The sequence below is a fragment of the Anabaena sp. UHCC 0204 genome (assembly GCF_009711975.1).
Classification (GTDB): domain Bacteria; phylum Cyanobacteriota; class Cyanobacteriia; order Cyanobacteriales; family Nostocaceae; genus Dolichospermum.
This window is the reverse complement of the sequence record NZ_VIKW01000038.1, coordinates 1-18515: the sequence shown is the minus strand read 5'-3', so window position 1 is coordinate 18515 and position 18515 is coordinate 1. Positions and strand designations below refer to the sequence as shown.

Here is an 18515-nt window from a genome sequence, read left to right as displayed (position 1 = left end):
ATTTATTAGTTTACAATTAATTGGGTTTTAAAACTTAACTTCTTTATTCTGAGCTTCTTCATGAATTTAGTCTGGGAAAGATTGACTTTATCTTCTTTACCACTCAAAGAATATTTGTCTAGCAGTTACCTACATCGGTTTCTAGTGGGTATTTTACGTCCTTGGAGACAAACTAGTATCTTAATGCAGTGGGGAGATGTCATTGCAGTTGGCTTACTTAGCCTCATCTATGGACTTGCACCTTTTGTTTCTAGTGTTTTAATTGGTTTATTACTAGCGGCTTGTGTGGGCTTTTGGATACTGTTAACTTTATCTGATGAAGCCACACCAGCAAATGTAGCTTCAGTCACTCCTATCCACCTGCTAGTGTTGCTGTATTGGGGTATTGCTGTTATAGCAACAGCTTTATCACCAGTCCCAAAAGCTGCTTTGAGTGATTTACGAACATTAACTCTTTATTTGTTACTGTTTGCCCTTTGTGCTAGGGTGCTAAGAGTTCATCGGTTTCGGTCTTGGCTAATTACCCTTTATTTGCATATATCCCTGATTGTCAGTGTTTATGGGTTGCGACAATGGTTTTTTGGTGCTAAAGCTTTAGCTACTTGGGTTGACCCAGAATCACCGTTAGCTAAGACTACCAGGGTTTACAGTTATTTGGGTAATCCTAATTTATTGGCAGGATATCTTTTACCTGCGGTGGTTCTCAGCTTGGTGGCCATTGTTGCTTGGCAAGGTTGGATCAAAAAAGGTCTAGCACTAACAATGTTTATTGTCAATACTGCCAGCTTAGTTCTTACCTTTAGTCGGGGTGGTTGGATTGCTTTATTGGTGGGATTGTTTAGTGTAGCGGTATTGCTGATTTATTGGTGGAGTATAGAAATGCCACCATTTTGGCGAACTTGGTCATTACCAATTCTGATTGGGAGTGTAATTGGAATATTGGTCATGGGAGTGATCTTTGTTGAACCTTTCCGGCTGCGGATTGTAAGTATATTTGCTGGTCGCCAAGATAGCAGTAATAATTTTCGGAAGAATGTCTGGGACGCTGTATTTGAGATGATCCGCGATCGCCCAATCATAGGCATTGGTCCTGGTCATAGTTCTTTTAATAATGTCTATCCTCAATATCAACGTCCTCGTTATACAGCCTTAAGTGCCTATTCCATATTTCTAGAGACAATTGTCGAAACCGGCTTTTTAGGTTTTACTTGTTTTATCTGGTTATTAGTCGTCGCTTTTAATACCGGATATATGCAGCTACGACGATTAAGAAATACTAGAAATAGAGAAGGATTTTGGTTAATTGGTGCGATCGCTACTATGCTAGGGATGCTCGCTCATGGTCTAGTGGATACAGTCTGGTATCGTCCCGAAGTTAATACCCTCTGGTGGTTAATGATGGCCTTAGTTGCCAGCTATTGGCAACCTTTAAACAACAAAAATCACGTTTAGATTAACCTGTACGGGCGAAGCATTCAGGCGACTAATTATTCATTTTTGTTCAAGGTTATTTTCCGAATGTTCCTGTACGGGCGAAGCATTCGGGTGACTAATTATTCATTTTTGTCTAAGGTTATTTTCCGAATGCTTCGCCCCTACTATTGTATATTTTGCAAACACATTTTTCAGGAAATCGCCCTTGAGAACGTGATTAATAAATTAAGAAGTTAAAAACTTTTTCAAGAAACGATGAGATTTATATAAAGAGAAAAGTGACGGACTAGAAAAGATAACTCTACAATAATTGGATAGAGCGAAAACAAGAAACATTAACAAAAGCAGTTTATGTACAAATCAAAGCATTTATTTAAGATATAACCTATATAAACAGGCTATTTATCTTAGCAAATACTATTTCCACCTTCAGTCAAGTAGGTTTTATATATGAATAACCAACAAAGAACTAATAGAATTTCGTCAGGTGCGGTAGCGGCCGTTTCCGCAGCGGTAGTAGCTGTAAGCGGTGGGGTAGCTTGGTTTGCTTCCCAGACTACAGATACTCCCACACCACCCAAATCTTCACAAACCATTCAAAATCCAGTACAGCAACCAACAAACCCACAAGTTAATGAACAGACTGCTAGTATATATTGGCTGAGATCCAAAGATAATAATATTGATTTAGTTCCCCAACCGCTAAAGATTGCTGCTACCCAGCCCAACCAGGTTTTAGAATCAGCATTTAAAACTTTATTAGCCGGTCCAACAGAAGGAACAGACTCTACCACTATTCCTCAAGGGACTCAACTACTGGGACTAAAAGCGGACAATAATGATGTTCATGTCAACTTATCGGAAAATTTTACCACTGGTGGAGGTAGCACTTCCATGATTGGGCGTGTGGGACAAATTGTATATACTGCTACCAGTCTCAACCCTAAAGCTCAAGTATATATTGAAGTGAACGGGAAACCCTTAGAGGTTTTAGGGGGTGAAGGTGTGGAATTAGAACAACCACTCACCCGCGAAAGTTTTCAGAAAAATTATCCGCTTTAATAATTGATAATTGATAATTGATAATTAGTAATTGTCAATTGTCAATTGTCAATTGTCAATTAATCCGGGTTAATTCTCATCAATGGTTGACCATATTCCACTGGTTCACCATTTTGAACTAAAATTTCCATCACCTGTCCAGAGACTTCGGCTTCAATTTCGTTCATGAGCTTCATAGCTTCAATGATACAGACACTTTGACCGGCTTTAACGCGATCGCCCACTTCCACAAACAGCGGTTCTCCCGGTGCTGGGGCGCGGTAAAAAGTCCCTACCATGGGAGATTGCACCTCAACCAATCTCTGATCAATTGGTGAAGGAGAATGAGTTTGTTGTGTTACCGAATTATCCACAACTTTATTGATCACCACTTCTGGTAAAGCAGTAGATACATGGGTTACACCAGCACTAACCCCATTATTGCTAAAACTGACAGCCTTTCGTACCGTTAGCTCAAATTCATTATTTTTGAGTGTAACTTCCGCGATATCAGTTTGGGCAATAGTTACTAGTAGCTGACGAATTTCATTAAAGTCTAATGTCACAATTATTTTACCTCGACCTAACTGTTAAATTAAAATCCTCAGTGAGGCAGGGATTTAATCCCTTAAAAAAGGGATTGAAATCATTAGTACCAATTTGAGATTTTGGATTTTCATCCTCACTATTCCAACTTGGTATTAAAAAAATAGGAAAATTATTCCCTGCCTAAATATTTATCTTCTCTGGTATCAATCTTAATCCGTTCCCCTTGAGAAACAAATAAGGGAACCATAACAGTTGCACCAGTTTCCAGAGTTGCTGGTTTAGTACCACCTGTGGCCGTATCACCTTTGACACCAGGATCTGTTTGGACAATTTCCAAAACCACAGAATTAGGTAGTTCCACTTCCAGCACCTGTTCACCCCAACGAATCACGTTAACTTCCATACCATCTTTGAGGTATTTGACGCGATCGCCGATTTGCGCTGTAGTTAATCTATCTTCCTCATAAGTTTCCATATCCATAAAGACAAACTCATCGCCTTCTTTATAGGTATGTTGCATTGTCACCTTTTCCAAAGTCGCCTGAGGAACGCTTTCCCCAGCCCGAAAGGTTTTTTCTAACTGTTTCCCAGTTTGGACATTTTTTAGTGTTGTCCGTACAAAAGCAGAACCCTTGCCTGGCTTAACGTGAAGAAAATCTATCACTCGCCAAACCGAACCATCTAATACAATTGAAACACCAGGTCGGAAGTCGTTACTAGAGATCATGAAATTTTCAAATTTTGCAAGACAATCGGCATTTATTGTACCCTTCCAGGGTCATAATTTGTCAGTTGTTAGTTGTCAGTTGTCAGTTGTCAGTTGTCAGTAGAAAAAATATTCTCCCTGCTCCCCTGCTCCCCTGCTCCCCTGCTCCCCTGCTCCCCTGCCCCCTGCCCCCTGCCCCTCTGCCCCCCTGCCTCGTCCATCCTCAGTCCCCCAATGTGGGAAGATAATTTATAAGTTACTTCCAATCAACACTTTGATGCTGAAGAAAGAGAAATTTCATGTTTAACCTATTAAAGTCCTGGGTCAAGAACAGCCTAAAAACAATATTGCTATTAACAATATTCTTAGGCATAAGCACCGCTGGGTGGACTCCCACGAGTAACGCCGGTTTACCAGCGGGAAACGCAATTACTGACGGTAAGGCTTTATTGCGCTATGCACTCCCGATAGATAATCCACCTGTACGTAAACTACAAGCTAGTTTAGAAGATATTTCTAACCAACTGCGGGCAAATAAGCGATGGGGAGCAGTTACTAATGACCTCAAGCAAGCATTGCGGATACTCGATAAACCTTCGCAAATATTAGCCAGCGTTCCGGAAGAACGCCAACCTCAAGCCCAAGCCTGGATTACTGAATTGAAATCTGGCATCACAGAACTGCAAGAAGTAGTTAAAACCAAACAAAAAGAACCCATTCTTGACGGAAGAGCCAAATTATTGAATCTTGTCAGTTTGTTAGAAGAATCAATGGTGACGGAGTTCCCCTTTGAAGTCCCTGCTGAGTACAGTAATTTACCCCAACTCAAAGGACGCGCTGCGATCGCCATCAAAACCAATAAAGGCGATCTCACTGTAGTTGTAGATGGCTATAGCGCCCCTATCACTGCTGGTAACTTTGTTGATTTGGTACAACGCGGTTTTTATAACGGCTTAGAATTCACCCGTTCTGAAGAATCCTATTTCCTCCAAACCGGAGATCCTGTTGGTAAAGAAGTCGGTTTTATAGATCCTCAAACTGGCCAATATCGCGCTATTCCTTTGGAAATTTTAGTCCAAGGGGAAAAAGAACCAACCTATGGTATCACCCTCGAAGAAGCTGGACGATATTTAGATATGCCAGTATTGCCTTTTTCATCCTTTGGGGCTTTAGTTATGGCACGTCCTGAAGGTGAAGCAAATGGTGGTTCTTCCCAAGTTTTCTTCTTCCTTTTTGAACCAGAACTTACTCCCGCCGGACGTAATCTTTTAGATGGTCGTTATGCTGTATTTGGTTATCTCACCGCAGGTCAAGAGGTTTTAGATAAACTCAAAGCTGGTGACAAAATTGAATCCGCAACTGTTATTCAAGGCATCGAAAATTTAGTTCAGCCACAAGCAGCTTAATTAATTATTGTTCGTAGTTGGTGCTTTAGCACTAAAGTGCCAACTACAAACTTAACCTAAAATATAGAAATAATACAGTTAGCAAAATTCATGAATACTTCGGAATCAGAACTCAATTTAGCATCTTTGGCAGATCGGATTTTTCAAGTTGAAGCCGAGCAAAATCTCAGACGCAAAAATATTTCTTGGTTAAAACAGTATTTTGATGAACTAAAACAGGAATTTAACAATAGACCTGAATTAGAACTAATTCAAACTATGCAACAAGAGATAATCCAGTTAACTGCTCAAGTGGCTGAGTTGCAAAAGTGTTTAAATTTGTCGTCTAATGTGAGTGAAGTTTTGAATGGTGATGAAAATTCAACTGAGATAAAAACTCTGGATGATGCAGAAATAGTCAAGGAGTTTTTTGAAAGGGTAGAACGGCGAGAAAGTCAAGGTATTTTGATAGAAAAAGAAGTTATTATTAAAAATATTGATATTGTTGAAAGTAATAATGAAGAAGTTGATTTAGTTGCAGAAGAGACGGAAAATAGTAGAAATTCCAGAGATTTAGAATTTCAGCTTGAGAGAATAATGTGGTTAGTGAATAGGATTTATGTAGCAGAGGAAGATTGTCAGGATATTCCTATTAGTGCAGAAGAGTTTTGGTGCAGCTATGAAGCTGGAGAACGAGATTTTACAGGAATTAATTTAGCTGGTGTAGATTTGAGTGGGAAAAGTATCAGTAGAGTTAATTTTAGTCAAGCCAATCTCAAAAATGCTAATCTTCAAGGTGCTAGTATAACCTATGGAAAATTAGATGGTGCAAATCTTCAGGGTGTAAATATTAGTAATGGTAGCTTATCTAATTCTACCTTGAATGAAGCTAATTTTTATAATGCCAATCTTGAGAATATAAAAATCAACTCAGTGAGTTTAGAAAATGTCAAACTCATAAAAGCCAACCTAACGGGAGCGCATCTTTATCAAATTAACATGAGCGGTGCTAATTTAACGGGAGCTAATTTGAGTAAGGCAAATTTGAGAAAAGCAAAGCTAATTAGAGCAGATTTTAATAATGCTAATTTGAGTAATACTAATCTTTTAGAAACAAATTTTGAAGGTGCAAATCTTGAAGATGTAAATCTCCAAAAAGCTATTTACAATCTACAAACAATATTACCTAAAGATTGTGTTATTTCTCTAGCTGATGCTTATTTAATTGCTTCTGGTGCTTCTTTAGCAAAGGCTGATTTATCTGGTGCTGATTTAAGTCAAGTAAATTTAACTGGTGCTAATTTAGCAAATTCAAACCTCGAATTTACTAATTTCCAAGGTGCAGATTTAAGCCAGGCTAACTTGAATGGCGCAAATTTAACTAAAGCAAATTTGAATAATGCGAAACTCATTCAGTCAAATATAAGTGGCTCAAATTTAAGTGAAGCAAATCTATCTTCTGCTAATTTAACTGCTGCGAAACTAACTAATACAAATTTAATGCAAACAGCGTTACAAAGTTCCAATTTAACAGCTGCTGAATTGTCTGGAGCAAATTTGATAAGTGCAAAATTTGATGGTGTAACAAATCTCAGTGGTGCTAATCTTAGTGGAGTAAATTTGATTGGTGTCACTCTTAGCGGTAATTTTAGTGGTGCTAATTTGAGTAAAGCAAACCTTTGTGGTGCATCTCTCCAGGCTTTAAAATTAGATGGAGCTAACTTAACTTCAGCAGACTTGCGAGGAGTAAATCTGAGAAGTACCAATCTAGAAAAAGCTAACTTAAAAGATGCAAATCTCAGCGGTGCAAATCTAGAAAAAGCAAATCTCACTGGTGCAATTATGCCAGATGGAACAACCCATGATTAGAATTTAACAAAAAAAGTGGCGTTGCTAAATTAGGGTATGAAATTCAAAAATTAATGAGTTCAAACTCTTACTCTCTGTGACTCTGCGCCTCTGCGTGAAACAAAATCATACTCTTAATCAGCAACGCCCAGAATTGGAATATGAAATTAAAAAATTAAAATCTCAAACTTTGCGACTTTGCGCGTTCGTGCAGCGTGCTGTAGGCATAACATAATTCATACCACTATTATGCAATAACAGCTTCTCCTAATCGTTTTAAAATTTGCAAAACTTCACCTAATTCATGTCGTCGGGGAAACAGGGAAAATGTGCGGGATACCTCATATTGAGGTTTGTCTGTGATAGCGAGTTTTATAAATATAAATTCATCGCCATTTGTAGCCATACCAAATACAGATTTATCCCGGAGGGGAGTAGTTAACATATAGGCTAATAACTGCGGTATTGCTGTGACAACTGGAATGCTATTTCGTTTAGATTCAACCACAAAAATCCAAAGTTTTTCTTGTACAATAAGGACATCAATAAAACCGCGAATTGTTTCTTCAGGTTCTTCAATTTCTAAATTGATCCCATAAGGTGAGCGAATTCGGTAAGGAGAATCTAAAAAACCTGCAAGTTCCAAAAGTGGCGAAACGACTAAAAGATTAATTGTCCCTTCTAATAATAGACCATCAACGCGATGATAATCATAACGCTGTTTGATACGAGTAACACCTGATTGTTCTTGTGGATTAAGTTGGGGTAAGTCTGTTAACCATTCATTAAAAAAGTTTTCATCTTCTGCTTGGTGTAAGTTACAACGAATTTGTAAATCACTCAAACTTTTAATGGTGTCTGTGATGCCAACTGTAGAAACCATATCAATAGTCTCCTAGATGATACTTTTATTTTAGTCTGTAAAGTAATCAGTAAATTTTATTATGAATAAAGATTTATCTTCCCTACGAATTCGAGATATTGGTGAACAAGGTCTTTTAGAAAGATTACAACGGTTTTGTCCACCAGATGTAATTGGAGATGATGCGGCAGTTTTGGAAACCTTACCAAACCAATCTTTAATAGTTACTACAGATATGCTCGTTGACGGCGTGCATTTTAGTGATGTTACCACCTCACCAGAGGATGCTGGTTGGCGGGCTGCGGCGGCTAATTTATCCGATTTAGCCGCAATGGGGGCGACTCCGGTGGGAATAACAGTAGGATTGGGTTTACCTGGTGATGTAACTGTTAGTTGGGTGGAAAGACTATATGCGGGAATGACAGAATGCTTGCAAAAGTACAATGTGCCTATAGTTGGTGGTGATATTGTGCGATCGCCCATTACCACTTTAGCAATTACTGCCTTTGGTCAAGCTCACCCCAATTTCATGATCCGGCGTTCCACGGCTCAACCAGAAGATGTGATAGTCGTCACAGGCACTCATGGCGGTTCTCATGTAGGCTTGGAATTACTCTTACACCCAAAAATCGGACAACACCTCAAAACTGAAGAAAAGGCGGCTTTAATCACCGCACACCAGCGCCCCAAACCACGTTTAGATATTATACCCATCCTCCAAAAAATCCGAGAATCCCAACCTCAAGTTACTGTAGCTGGTATGGATAGCAGCGACGGTTTAGCAGATGCAGTATTACAAATTTGCCGAGCCAGTCACGTCGGTGCAATTATAGAATCTCATAAAATACCCTTACCATCAGCCTTTCAAGAGTGGCTAACACCAGAAAAATCATTAGAATATGCCCTTTATGGTGGCGAAGATTTTGAATTAGTCCTATGTTTACCACTAGAACCTGCATTAAAATTAGTGCAACAACTAGGCACAGGTGCAGCCATAATCGGCAAAATCACCCCCGGCTCAACAGTAATTCTCCAGTATCAACAAGCAGAAATCCCCGACCAAGTTCTGAGCCTCAGCCAGGGATTTCAACATTTCGGTCAGTAGGGGCGCAGGGCCTGCGCCCATTAGTCAAAGGCCTGCGCCCATTAATCAATAGTCAGTGGTCAGTGGTATTGAAACAACGAACAACTGACAAAAGACAATTAACAATTAAGCCCATTTTGCAGCTACTAATTCAGCCAAATCTAGAACACGTTGGCTATAACCCCACTCATTGTCATACCATGCCATGACTTTCACCATGTCATTACCCATAACAATAGTTAAATTGGCATCAACGATAGAAGATTCATTTGTACCTTGATAATCAGAAGATACAAGTTCCAATTCGGTGTAACCCAAAATGCCTTTCAGAGGACCTTCAGCCGCAGCCTTAAGAGCTTGGTTAACTTCTTCGGTAATAGTGCGCTTTTCAGTTTGCACTACGAAATCCACCATGGAAACGTTAGGAGTTGGTACACGCAAAGCAACACCATTTAACTTACCCTTCAACTGAGGAAGTACCAAAGCTACTGCTTTTGCTGCACCAGTGGAAGTAGGAACAATGTTGATAGCTGCTGCTCTAGCCCGACGCAAATCACGGTGGGAAGCGTCTAGTAAACGCTGATCACCTGTGTAGCTGTGGGTAGTGGTCATTATGCCTTTGATGATACCAAATTTTTCATCTAATACCTTGGCAATTGGAGCTAAACAGTTGGTTGTACAACTAGCATTACTGATGATGTTATGTTTGTTGTGGTCATAATCCTCATGATTTACACCGATTACAAAAGTACCATCTTCATTTTTGCCAGGAGCGGTAATCAGAACCTTTTTAGCTCCGGCATTTACGTGCCGCATAGCCCCTTCTTTGCTGGTAAATACACCTGTTGATTCGATAATCAGGTCAATTCCCCACTCTTTCCAGGGCAAGTTATCGGGGTTTCTATCAGATACGCACTTAACTGTATTACCATTAATGGTGATGGAGTTATCATCAGCACTAATGTCTACACCATGCAATTTACCTAGCATGGAGTCATATCTAAGCAAGTGAGCATTAGTTCTAGGATCGGATGTGTCATTAATACCGACCAGTTGAATATTGCTGTTTTCTCTACCTACCCAGCAGCGTGCGAAGTTACGTCCAATGCGCCCGAAACCGTTAATTGCAACTCTAATCACAGTGTCTTGCCCCTCTGTATTTATGCCTATAAGTTGATATCGTTGACCCCAATCATATCGCAAAGAGGGAGGCTATTTATAACGAGAAAGTCTGAGAACAAAAAAAAAATACAGATTTTATTTATAAACCATGAGAGTCGAGGGGGCAGCGGATAGGTGACAGGTGACAGGTGACAGGTGACAGAGAAGAGGCAGGGAGCAGGGGAGTAGGGAATAGGAGAAATAATTCTTACCAATCACCAATCACCAATCACCAATCATGATTTTTATAAATTGAATAATAGTTTCACTACCAATGTACTATTGTAGTCAATTCCGATAGAGGCTTTAGGCAAGTGATGCAAGTTGCTATACTCAAGGCCATACTACTAGTTGTCAAAAAGTACCCAAAATATGTATTTAAATTTACATAATTTTCTTTCCCGATGTAGCAGAAATTTTCAGAATAATCATAGGAGCGGATTATAAATAGTGATCATTTTCGACAGGGGGATAATCTCGCTCAAAGAAAAAAACCAAAGTCAAAATTTAATCATTCAGCAGGGATGAACATTTTGGATGGGATAGTTAGTATCTGTAAAAATCAAAATCCTGTTATGATACGCGTGTCTTATGTGATTCGGTATGGTGTGGTGTAAGAGGAGAATAAGATGAGTATTTCTATAGATTTTAGTGGTAGACCATTTCATTTCATTGGAATCGGTGGGATTGGAATGTCTGCTTTGGCTTATGTTTTAACCAAGCGCCAATTACCAGTATCTGGTTCAGATTTGCGTCCTAACCATATGACGCACAAGTTAGAAACTTTAGGCGCTCACATTTTTAGTAAGCAAGAAGCAAACAATCTGGAATTTTTTCTGCCGGAAGTAGCGGCTGATGCTGTTTTATTAACTTCACCAGAAAAGTTATCGGCAGCGAAAACAGTTTTACCCCAAGTAATTTGTTCCACAGCGATTAATACCAATAATTTGGAATATAAAGCTGCTCTGGAATTAGGTTGCCCAATTTTTCATCGTTCTGATGTTCTATCCGCTTTGATTGCTGATTATTACAGTATTGCTGTGGCAGGAACTCATGGCAAAACTACCACTAGTAGCATGATTGGTTATATGCTGTTGCAAGCTGGACTTGATCCGACTATTTTGGTTGGTGGTGAAGTCAAAGCTTGGGAAGGTAATGCCAGAATGGGTGAAAGCCGTTATTTAGTGGCAGAAGCAGATGAGTCTGATGGTTCTCTGGTAAAACACGCGCCAGAGATTGGCATTATTACTAATATTGAATTAGATCATCCTGATCACTACGAAACTTTAGAAGAGGTGGTTAGTACCTTCCAAACCTTTGCTCAAGGTTGCAAAACTTTAGTGGGTAGTATTGATTGTGATACAGTGCGCCATAGCTTAAAACCAACTATTAGCTATAGTCTTGACCCAGAGAAAGGGGCTGACTACACCGTTACCAATATAGATTATCGTGCTGACGGCACAACTGCTTTGGTATGGGAAAAAGGTAAAGCCTTGGGTTTATTAAATTTACAGCTATTGAGTCATCATAACCTCAGCAATTCTTTAGCAGCAGTGGCTGTAGGCCGATTCTTGGGCTTAGAATTTGGGGAAATTGCCAAAGGTATTGCCACCTTTGAAGGTGCAAGACGACGGTTTGAGTTCCGCGGTGAGGCGGCTGGGATTACTTTTATTGATGACTATGCTCATCACCCTAGTGAAATTCGTGCGACTTTAGCCGCAGCCCGTCTTCAAGCTAGACCTGAACAAAGGGTAGTTGCAATTTTCCAACCCCATCGTTATACTCGAACACTAACATTTTTAGAAGAATTTGCTGCGTCTTTTACCCATGCTGATTTAGTAGTCTTGACTGATATTTACAGTGCAGGTGAACCTGATTTAGGACAAGTCAGTGGACAAGATTTAGCCACTGCAATTAGCAAACAAAACCCTCAAGTAGTTTATCAACAAACTTTACCTTTAGTGAGTGAGTTTTTACTGCAAACCCTACGTCCGGGAGATTTAGCACTGTTTTTAGGTGCGGGTAATTTGAATCAGGCTATTCCTGAACTTATTGCCACGATGAGCGAACCAGCAATTGCTACATCTTAGGATGAAGAACTGCATCTAGCAGGGTTTGATAAGTTCATTAAATACCGGATTTTTACGGTAAATAAATAACAAATGTCACAAATTCACACATTGAAGTAAAGATGATAACTTCCCAGGGATTTGGCAAGGTCTGCGAATTTTCTGATTTGACTCCACAAAGCCAAATGCAAGATCATGTGGATAATAGTAAATTAATTTACTTACCAGGAACTAATTGTACTCTCAGAACCCAAACGTCTTTGTCAGCGTTTACTTCTTACCGAGTTGGGGGACAAGCTGAATGGTACGTTTCTCCTCGTGACTTAGAAGCGTTGCAAGCCAGTATTGAGTACGCCAAAGAAAATGATTTAACAGTAACTATATTAGGCGCTGGTTCTAATTTGTTGGTGAGCGATCGCGGTATACCCGGTTTAGTTATCGCTACTCGTCATCTCCGTTCTAAAAATTTTAACTCAACTACAGGTCAATTAACTGTGTCCGCTGGAGAGCCTATCCCCAGTTTAGCATGGGACGCAGCCGCTTTGGGATGGGAAGGATTAGAATGGGCTGTGGGTATCCCCGGAACTGTCGGGGGTGCTGTGGTCATGAATGCTGGAGCGCATAATAGCTGTATTGCAAATATGTTAGTTAGCGCCCAAGTTCTTTTACCAGATGGAACTTTGGCCACTCTCACCCCAGAGGAATTAGGCTACACATACCGCAGTTCACTGCTACAAGGTGGTAAAAGGGTTGTAACTCAAGCCACCTTCCAACTCCAACCAGGTGCAGATCCTGTCCAAGTAACAGAGAGAACTAAGGAACATAAAAAACACCGCCTCAGCACCCAACCTTACAGCTATCCTAGTTGTGGAAGTGTGTTTAGAAATCCCAAACCTTATACTGCGGGTTGGTTAATCGAACAAACTGGACTCAAAGGCTATCAATTAGGTGGAGCGCAAGTCGCCCAACTTCATGCTAATTTTATTGTCAATCGGGGCGGAGCTAAAGCCAGTGATATTTTCCATCTAATTCGTCATATTCAAAATGAGGTGCAAGAACGTTGGTCAATTTGGCTAGAACCAGAAGTGAAGATGTTGGGTGAGTTTCAAGCAGTTTACTAAAGGCAATTGACAATTGACAATTGACAATTGACAATTATCAATTACCCATTACCAATTACCCCGCGCATCTATAATTGAATTTGATTTGTAATTAACCGTACAGCGGATAACCAGTTATGGCAGAAAAAGGACAAGGATTTGGCTTTGGCTTAGGCAAAATGAAAGAACTAGCCGAAGCTTTTAAAAAAGCGCAGCAAGTTCAAGAAGGTGCAAAGCGTCTTCAAGAAGAATTGGAGCAAATGGAGATTCTGGGAGAATCTGGCGGTGGACTCGTTAAAGTTGTTGTCAGTGGCAACCAAGAACCCAAACGCGTAGAAATTGCTCAATCTGCTTTAGAAGAAGGTGCAGAAGTGCTTTCTGATTTAGTTGCTGCGGCCATGAAAGATGCCTATAAAAAGTCTACCGAAACCATGCGGGAACGTATGGAAGATTTAACTAGTGGACTAGAGTTACCTGGAATGTAATCTGTAGTTAGTAGTCAGTGGTCAGTAGTATAAAATAACTGACAACTGACACAAAAATTAAAATACATGACCTATAAGTTATTATTTGTCTGCCTTGGTAATATTTGCCGATCGCCTTCGGCAGAAAATATTATGAATCATCTCATTGACCAAGGGGGCTTGAGTAAAACAATTCTTTGCGATTCTGCTGGTACTGCTGGTTATCACATCGGTGCAGCACCGGATAGACGCATGAGCGCCGCAGCGGAAAATAAGTTAGGATTTAAACTCAAAGGCCAAGCTCGTCAATTTCAACTCTCGGATTTTCAAGAGTTTGATTTGATTTTGGCAATGGACCGCAATAATTATGATGATATCCTCGCTGTTGACCGTTCTGGGCAATATCATTCTAAAGTTAAGTTGATGTGCGATTTTTGCTCTACACACACTCTCAAGGAAGTTCCAGACCCATATTACGGGGGAACTGAGGGCTTTAATCAAGTTATTGATTTACTAATGGATGCCTGTGAAGGGTTGCTAAAATATATCACGCAGAAGTAATCAAAAATATCATATTCTTAGATCCTCGATTTCTTGAAGAAACCGGGGATTTCATTTTTGAATTTACAGCAGTAAGTAAACCACAATATATTGAAAGTTTCGCGCAAAGGAGCAAAGGCGCAAAGTAAGAAATATATTAGACTAAATAAGAGTGAATCTAAACACCTCAAGGTGATTAAAGCCGCTATGCAAAGTACGGAAACAAATCTACAATTGCGTTTGTGGACGGTAGAAGAATATCACCGCATGAATGACGCGGGTATTTTTGCACCAGACGAACGGGTAGAATTGTTAGAAGGAAAGATACTTTGTAAAAGTGTAAAAACAACAGCGCACCGTTCAGCAACGGGAAGAATAAACTATGTACTAAAAAAAAGATTGGAAAATCGGGCTTTAATATGTGTTCAAGACCCAGTAAAATTGAATGAACGGTCTGAACCAGAACCGGATATTTCGGTTGTGAAAATTGATCCTTTGGAATATGCAGATCATCATCCTACACCATCGGAAGTTTATTTAATTATTGAAGTTGCAGATAGTAGTTTAAAATTAGATTGTGAAACTAAAGCTCAAGCTTATTCTTTGGCAGGAATTAAAGATTATTGGGTTTTGGATGTGGTGAAACGTGAATTACACATTTTCAGAAACCAGACTCAAAATGGTTATGAAAGTCAGGTAATTTTTGGTGAAACTGAAACAGTGTCACCTTTAGAGTTTCCTGATTTGCAAATTTGTTTATCTGATATGTTACCACCTTGTTAAAAGTGATTTTTCATATCCCCGACCTCTTTAAGAAGTAGGGGATCTAAATTTAAATTTACATACATTGAGAAATTATAGTTATGAATCAACAAGTTTCTAAAGCTTTATTTCAGAAAAAAGCGTTAAAAAATGCTTTGGGTAATTTTAAATTTCCTTCAGATTTAGAAGAACGGCACACAATTATTAAAAAATGGATTGAGGCTTTTAATTCAGGTACTCTTAACCAAATAAAAGAGGTTTCTTTACATGGTGATTTTCTCAAAGATGTATTTCAAGACGTTTTAGGTTATTCTTCCATTATTGCAGGTGGTGGGAAAGTTTGGGAAATTCATGCAGAACAAACTATTGCTGACGGTGGGGGTACTGCTGATGCTGCTTTGGGATTTTTCACCGCAACGGAAAATAATAAAGGTAAGGTAAAATTACAGGGTAAAGTTGTTGCACCAATTGAATTAAAAGGGACAAAAGATGATTTAGATAGACCCGCACCAGGGAGAAAAGAATCCGCAGTTGATCAGGGTTGGCGCTATGCTAATTATACTCCTGATTGTCATTGGATTATTATTTCTAATTATCGAGAGTTGCGATTATATCATACTAATAAGACTCCGGCTTATTATGAAAAGTTTTTATTAGTTGATTTGGCAAATTTAGAGGATTTTAAAAGATTTTATTTTCTGCTTTGTCGGAAAAGCTTTTTACCAGTTAAAGATATATCTACAATTGATAGGTTGTTAGCGACTTCTGAGGAAGCACAAGAGGACATTACTAAAGAACTTTATAAAGAATATAAACAAATAAGATTAAATATCGTTAAACATTTTCGTTTTTTTGCTTCATTAGATATTCCTAATCGTGATCAAGTATTAATTGAGAAAGCACAAAAGACTTTAGACAGAATTTTATTTATTGCTTTTTGTGAAAGTAGAGGACTATTACCAGAAAAGACAATTACTAAAGCCCATGATAGTAAAGACGCTTATAATCCTCGACCAATTTGGGAAAATTATAAAGCTGTTTTTCGTTGGGTTGACCAAGGTAATGAAGATCCACCAATTCCTGGTTACAATGGTGGTTTATTTAAACATGATCCAATTTTAGATGAACAATTAAATATTCCAGATCCTTTATGTAATCAACTTAAACAACTGACGCGCTTTGATTTTGATTCGGAAGTTTCTGTAGATATTTTAGGGCGAATTTTTGAACAGTCAATTACAGATTTAGAAGAATTAAAAGCGGATGTTGCTAAACAGGAATTTGATAAGAAACAAGGTAAACGGAAAAAGTTAGGAGTATTTTACACTCCTGCTTATATTACTCAATATATTGTTGAAGTTGCAATTGGTGGATATTTGCAAAAACGCGAAGATGAATTAAGAGAAAAGTTTAAATTAGAGGAATTTGTAGATACAGCACAACACCAAAAAAAAGAAATTCAATTTTGGGAAAGTTACCGAGATGAAGTATTAGTAAAAACGCGAGTTGTTGATCCTGCTTGTGGTTCTGGTGCGTTTTTAATTGCAGCTTTTGATTATTTTGCAAGTCAGTATCAACGAGTTAATGATAATTTGCAATTTCTGAAACATCAAACTACAGTAAAGATTGAATTAGATAAAACTATTCTCAGTAATAATTTATTTGGTGTGGATTTATCTCCTGAGTCGGTAGAAATTACTAAGTTATCTCTGTGGTTAAAAACTGCAACTCAGGGAAAAGCTTTAACTTATTTGGATGATAATATTAAAATTGGTAATTCCATAGTTGCTGATTTAGAATTTACAGAGTTACCTTTTATTTGGGAAAGTGAATTTTCTCAAGTTTTTGCTGAGGGTGGTTTTGATGTGGTAATTGGAAATCCTCCTTATATTCGTCAGGAGTTGTTATCACCATTTAAGCCTTATTTACATAAAAGTTATCAAACTTATGATGGAGTTGCGGATATTTATATTTATTTCTATGAGAAGGGTTTAAATTTACTCAAACCGGAAGGAATTCTTTCTTATATTGTGACTAATAAATGGTTGCGTTCTGGTTATGGTGAACCTTTGCGTCGGTTCTTTTCTCAGTCAAGTGTGTTTGAACAAATTATTGATTTTGGACACGCACCAATTTTTGAAGACGCTGATACTTTTCCCTGTATTATCGCAGCGAAGAAATCTGAAGTTTTCAATACAGAGAATGGGAAAAAATTGGTTTTAGTTTGTTCTGTTCCCCGTGAGGAGTTGAAAAATATTAACCTCTCTCAATATGTGCAGAATCCACAAAACAGTTATACTATTCCTTGGTCGCGTTTTACTGCTAATGCTTGGAGTTTAGAACCTCCTGCGGTTGATGATTTAATGCGGAAAATTCAACGGGTAGGAGTTCCGTTAAAGGAGTTTGCTGGAGTTAAACCTTGTTATGGAATAAAGACAGGTTTTAATGAAGCTTTTATAATAGATGAAGCTACTAAGCATAAGTTAATTCAATCTGACCCAAAATCATCAGAAATTATCAAACCATTATTAAGAGGACAGGATATTAAAAGATGGATTCCTGAATGGGATAAACTTTGGATAATTTTTGGACACAAAGATATAGATATAGAACAATATCCTATTATTAAACAACATTTAGAAATTTATAGAAATAAGTTAGAAGCTAGAGCAGGTAAACAGTTATGGTGGCAATGGCAAGCATCACCAGCATTTTATCATCTTTTTGAACAACCTAAACTTATTTATCAGGAAATCCAATTTCATCCAGCTTACAGTTATGATAGTGATGGTTTTTTTACAAATAATAAAGGTTTTATTTTGCCGAAAGGTGATTTATATATTCTCGGAGTTCTCAATTCTCCTCTTATATGGTGGTATAATTGGCGATTTTTATCACACATGAAAGATGATGCTTTAACACCTGTTGGTGAGTTAATGGAAACTCTACCTATTGCACAACCTACAGCAGAAATTCGCGCAGAAGTAGAAGCAATTGTCACGCGGTTAATTGAGATTACCAAAATCAACGGACAAGTTTATAAAGAAGTATTAGATTGGTTGCAAATAGAATACAAAATTGAGAAACTGGGAAATAAACTAGAAGATTTCGCAACTTTGGAATTTGCGGACTTTGTAGAAGAAGTTAGAAAAAGAATGCCAAAACCAAAAACTGCTAAAAAATCTTCAGATCCTTTAAGTATACCAGCTTTTACGGCTTTACGTAAGGCTCATAATGATTATGTTCCAGAAATTCAAAGTCGCAAAAATGAAGTTTTAAGTTTAGAACATCGTCTTTCTGATTTGGTTAATCAAGCTTATCAACTCACACCTGAAGAAATTGATTTAATGTGGAAAACCGCACCTCCAAGAATGCCGATTTCTAGATAATATGTCTGAATCAGGATATCTGGTTACTGAGCGAAGTCGAAGTACAGGATTAAGAAATTAAATATTTGTCTGAATCAGGATTTCCAGGATTTTAGGATTTTCAGGATTAAGAAATTAAATA

General features: G+C 38.4%; 15 protein-coding genes. 11 read left to right on the top strand and 4 right to left on the bottom strand.

From position 1 onward, the window contains the following. Positions 1-60: 60 nt before the first annotated feature. Positions 61-1452 (top strand): IctB family putative bicarbonate transporter, encoded by a 1392-nt coding sequence (locus tag FJR04_RS21620; protein WP_168498642.1) that lies wholly within the window; start codon positions 61-63, stop codon positions 1450-1452. Between the two features lie 432 nt (positions 1453-1884). After that, entirely contained in the window at positions 1885-2496 is a 612-nt protein-coding gene (locus FJR04_RS21615; RefSeq protein ID WP_168498640.1) for a GerMN domain-containing protein, read from the top strand. Between the two features lie 59 nt (positions 2497-2555). On the opposite strand, the gene accB is transcribed toward FJR04_RS21615, so the two are convergent. Together accB and efp are read right to left on the bottom strand one after the other, a co-directional pair. Continuing rightward, positions 2556-3041 carry an acetyl-CoA carboxylase biotin carboxyl carrier protein gene (gene accB, locus FJR04_RS21610; protein ID WP_168498638.1) on the bottom strand — a complete coding sequence of 162 codons (486 nt, stop codon included), beginning with the start codon at positions 3039-3041 and terminating at the stop codon, positions 2556-2558. Positions 3042-3193: 152 nt separating this feature from the next. Next, positions 3194-3751 (bottom strand): elongation factor P, encoded by a 558-nt coding sequence (efp, locus tag FJR04_RS21605; RefSeq protein WP_168498636.1) that lies wholly within the window; start codon positions 3749-3751, stop codon positions 3194-3196. Between the two features lie 278 nt (positions 3752-4029). On the opposite strand from efp, the gene FJR04_RS21600 reads away from it, so the two are divergent. Continuing rightward, a complete protein-coding gene (locus FJR04_RS21600; RefSeq protein ID WP_168498634.1) occupies positions 4030-5136 on the top strand; it encodes a peptidylprolyl isomerase in 1107 nt (368 codons plus the stop codon). Positions 5137-5226: 90 nt separating this feature from the next. After that, positions 5227-6984: a pentapeptide repeat-containing protein gene (locus FJR04_RS21595; RefSeq protein ID WP_168498632.1), complete on the top strand. Its 1758-nt coding sequence runs from the start codon at positions 5227-5229 to the stop codon at positions 6982-6984. Between the two features lie 226 nt (positions 6985-7210). Here FJR04_RS21595 and FJR04_RS21590 read toward each other — a convergent pair whose 3' ends face one another. Then, complete coding sequence (locus FJR04_RS21590; RefSeq protein ID WP_168498630.1) at positions 7211-7846, bottom strand: type I restriction endonuclease; 636 nt, start codon at positions 7844-7846, stop codon at positions 7211-7213. A gap of 61 nt (positions 7847-7907) precedes the next feature. Here FJR04_RS21590 and thiL point away from each other — a divergent pair, with 61 nt between their 5' ends. Next, positions 7908-8930 carry a thiamine-phosphate kinase gene (gene thiL / locus FJR04_RS21585; protein ID WP_168498628.1) on the top strand — a complete coding sequence of 341 codons (1023 nt, stop codon included), beginning with the start codon at positions 7908-7910 and terminating at the stop codon, positions 8928-8930. Between the two features lie 105 nt (positions 8931-9035). On the opposite strand, the gene FJR04_RS21580 is transcribed toward thiL, so the two are convergent. Then, on the bottom strand, positions 9036-10049 hold the full coding sequence (locus tag FJR04_RS21580; RefSeq protein WP_168498626.1) for a type I glyceraldehyde-3-phosphate dehydrogenase: 1014 nt from the start codon (positions 10047-10049) through the stop codon (positions 9036-9038). 650 nt (positions 10050-10699) lie between these two features. Between FJR04_RS21580 and murC the strand changes: the two genes are divergently transcribed. From murC to FJR04_RS21550, 6 genes are all read left to right on the top strand, one after another. Then, complete coding sequence (gene murC, locus FJR04_RS21575; RefSeq protein WP_168498624.1) at positions 10700-12160, top strand: UDP-N-acetylmuramate--L-alanine ligase; 1461 nt, start codon at positions 10700-10702, stop codon at positions 12158-12160. Between the two features lie 101 nt (positions 12161-12261). After that, entirely contained in the window at positions 12262-13260 is a 999-nt protein-coding gene (gene murB / locus FJR04_RS21570; RefSeq protein ID WP_168498622.1) for a UDP-N-acetylmuramate dehydrogenase, read from the top strand. A 116-nt stretch (positions 13261-13376) separates the two neighbouring features. Beyond that, positions 13377-13724: a YbaB/EbfC family nucleoid-associated protein gene (locus FJR04_RS21565; RefSeq protein WP_168498620.1), complete on the top strand. Its 348-nt coding sequence runs from the start codon at positions 13377-13379 to the stop codon at positions 13722-13724. Positions 13725-13790: 66 nt separating this feature from the next. Beyond that, positions 13791-14264: a low molecular weight protein-tyrosine-phosphatase gene (locus FJR04_RS21560; protein ID WP_168498618.1), complete on the top strand. Its 474-nt coding sequence runs from the start codon at positions 13791-13793 to the stop codon at positions 14262-14264. A 186-nt stretch (positions 14265-14450) separates the two neighbouring features. Next, a complete protein-coding gene (locus tag FJR04_RS21555) occupies positions 14451-15026 on the top strand; it encodes a Uma2 family endonuclease (protein ID WP_168498674.1) in 576 nt (191 codons plus the stop codon). Positions 15027-15106: 80 nt separating this feature from the next. Continuing rightward, complete coding sequence (locus FJR04_RS21550) at positions 15107-18394, top strand: Eco57I restriction-modification methylase domain-containing protein (RefSeq protein WP_168498615.1); 3288 nt, start codon at positions 15107-15109, stop codon at positions 18392-18394. The last annotated feature ends 121 nt before the right edge of the window (positions 18395-18515 follow it).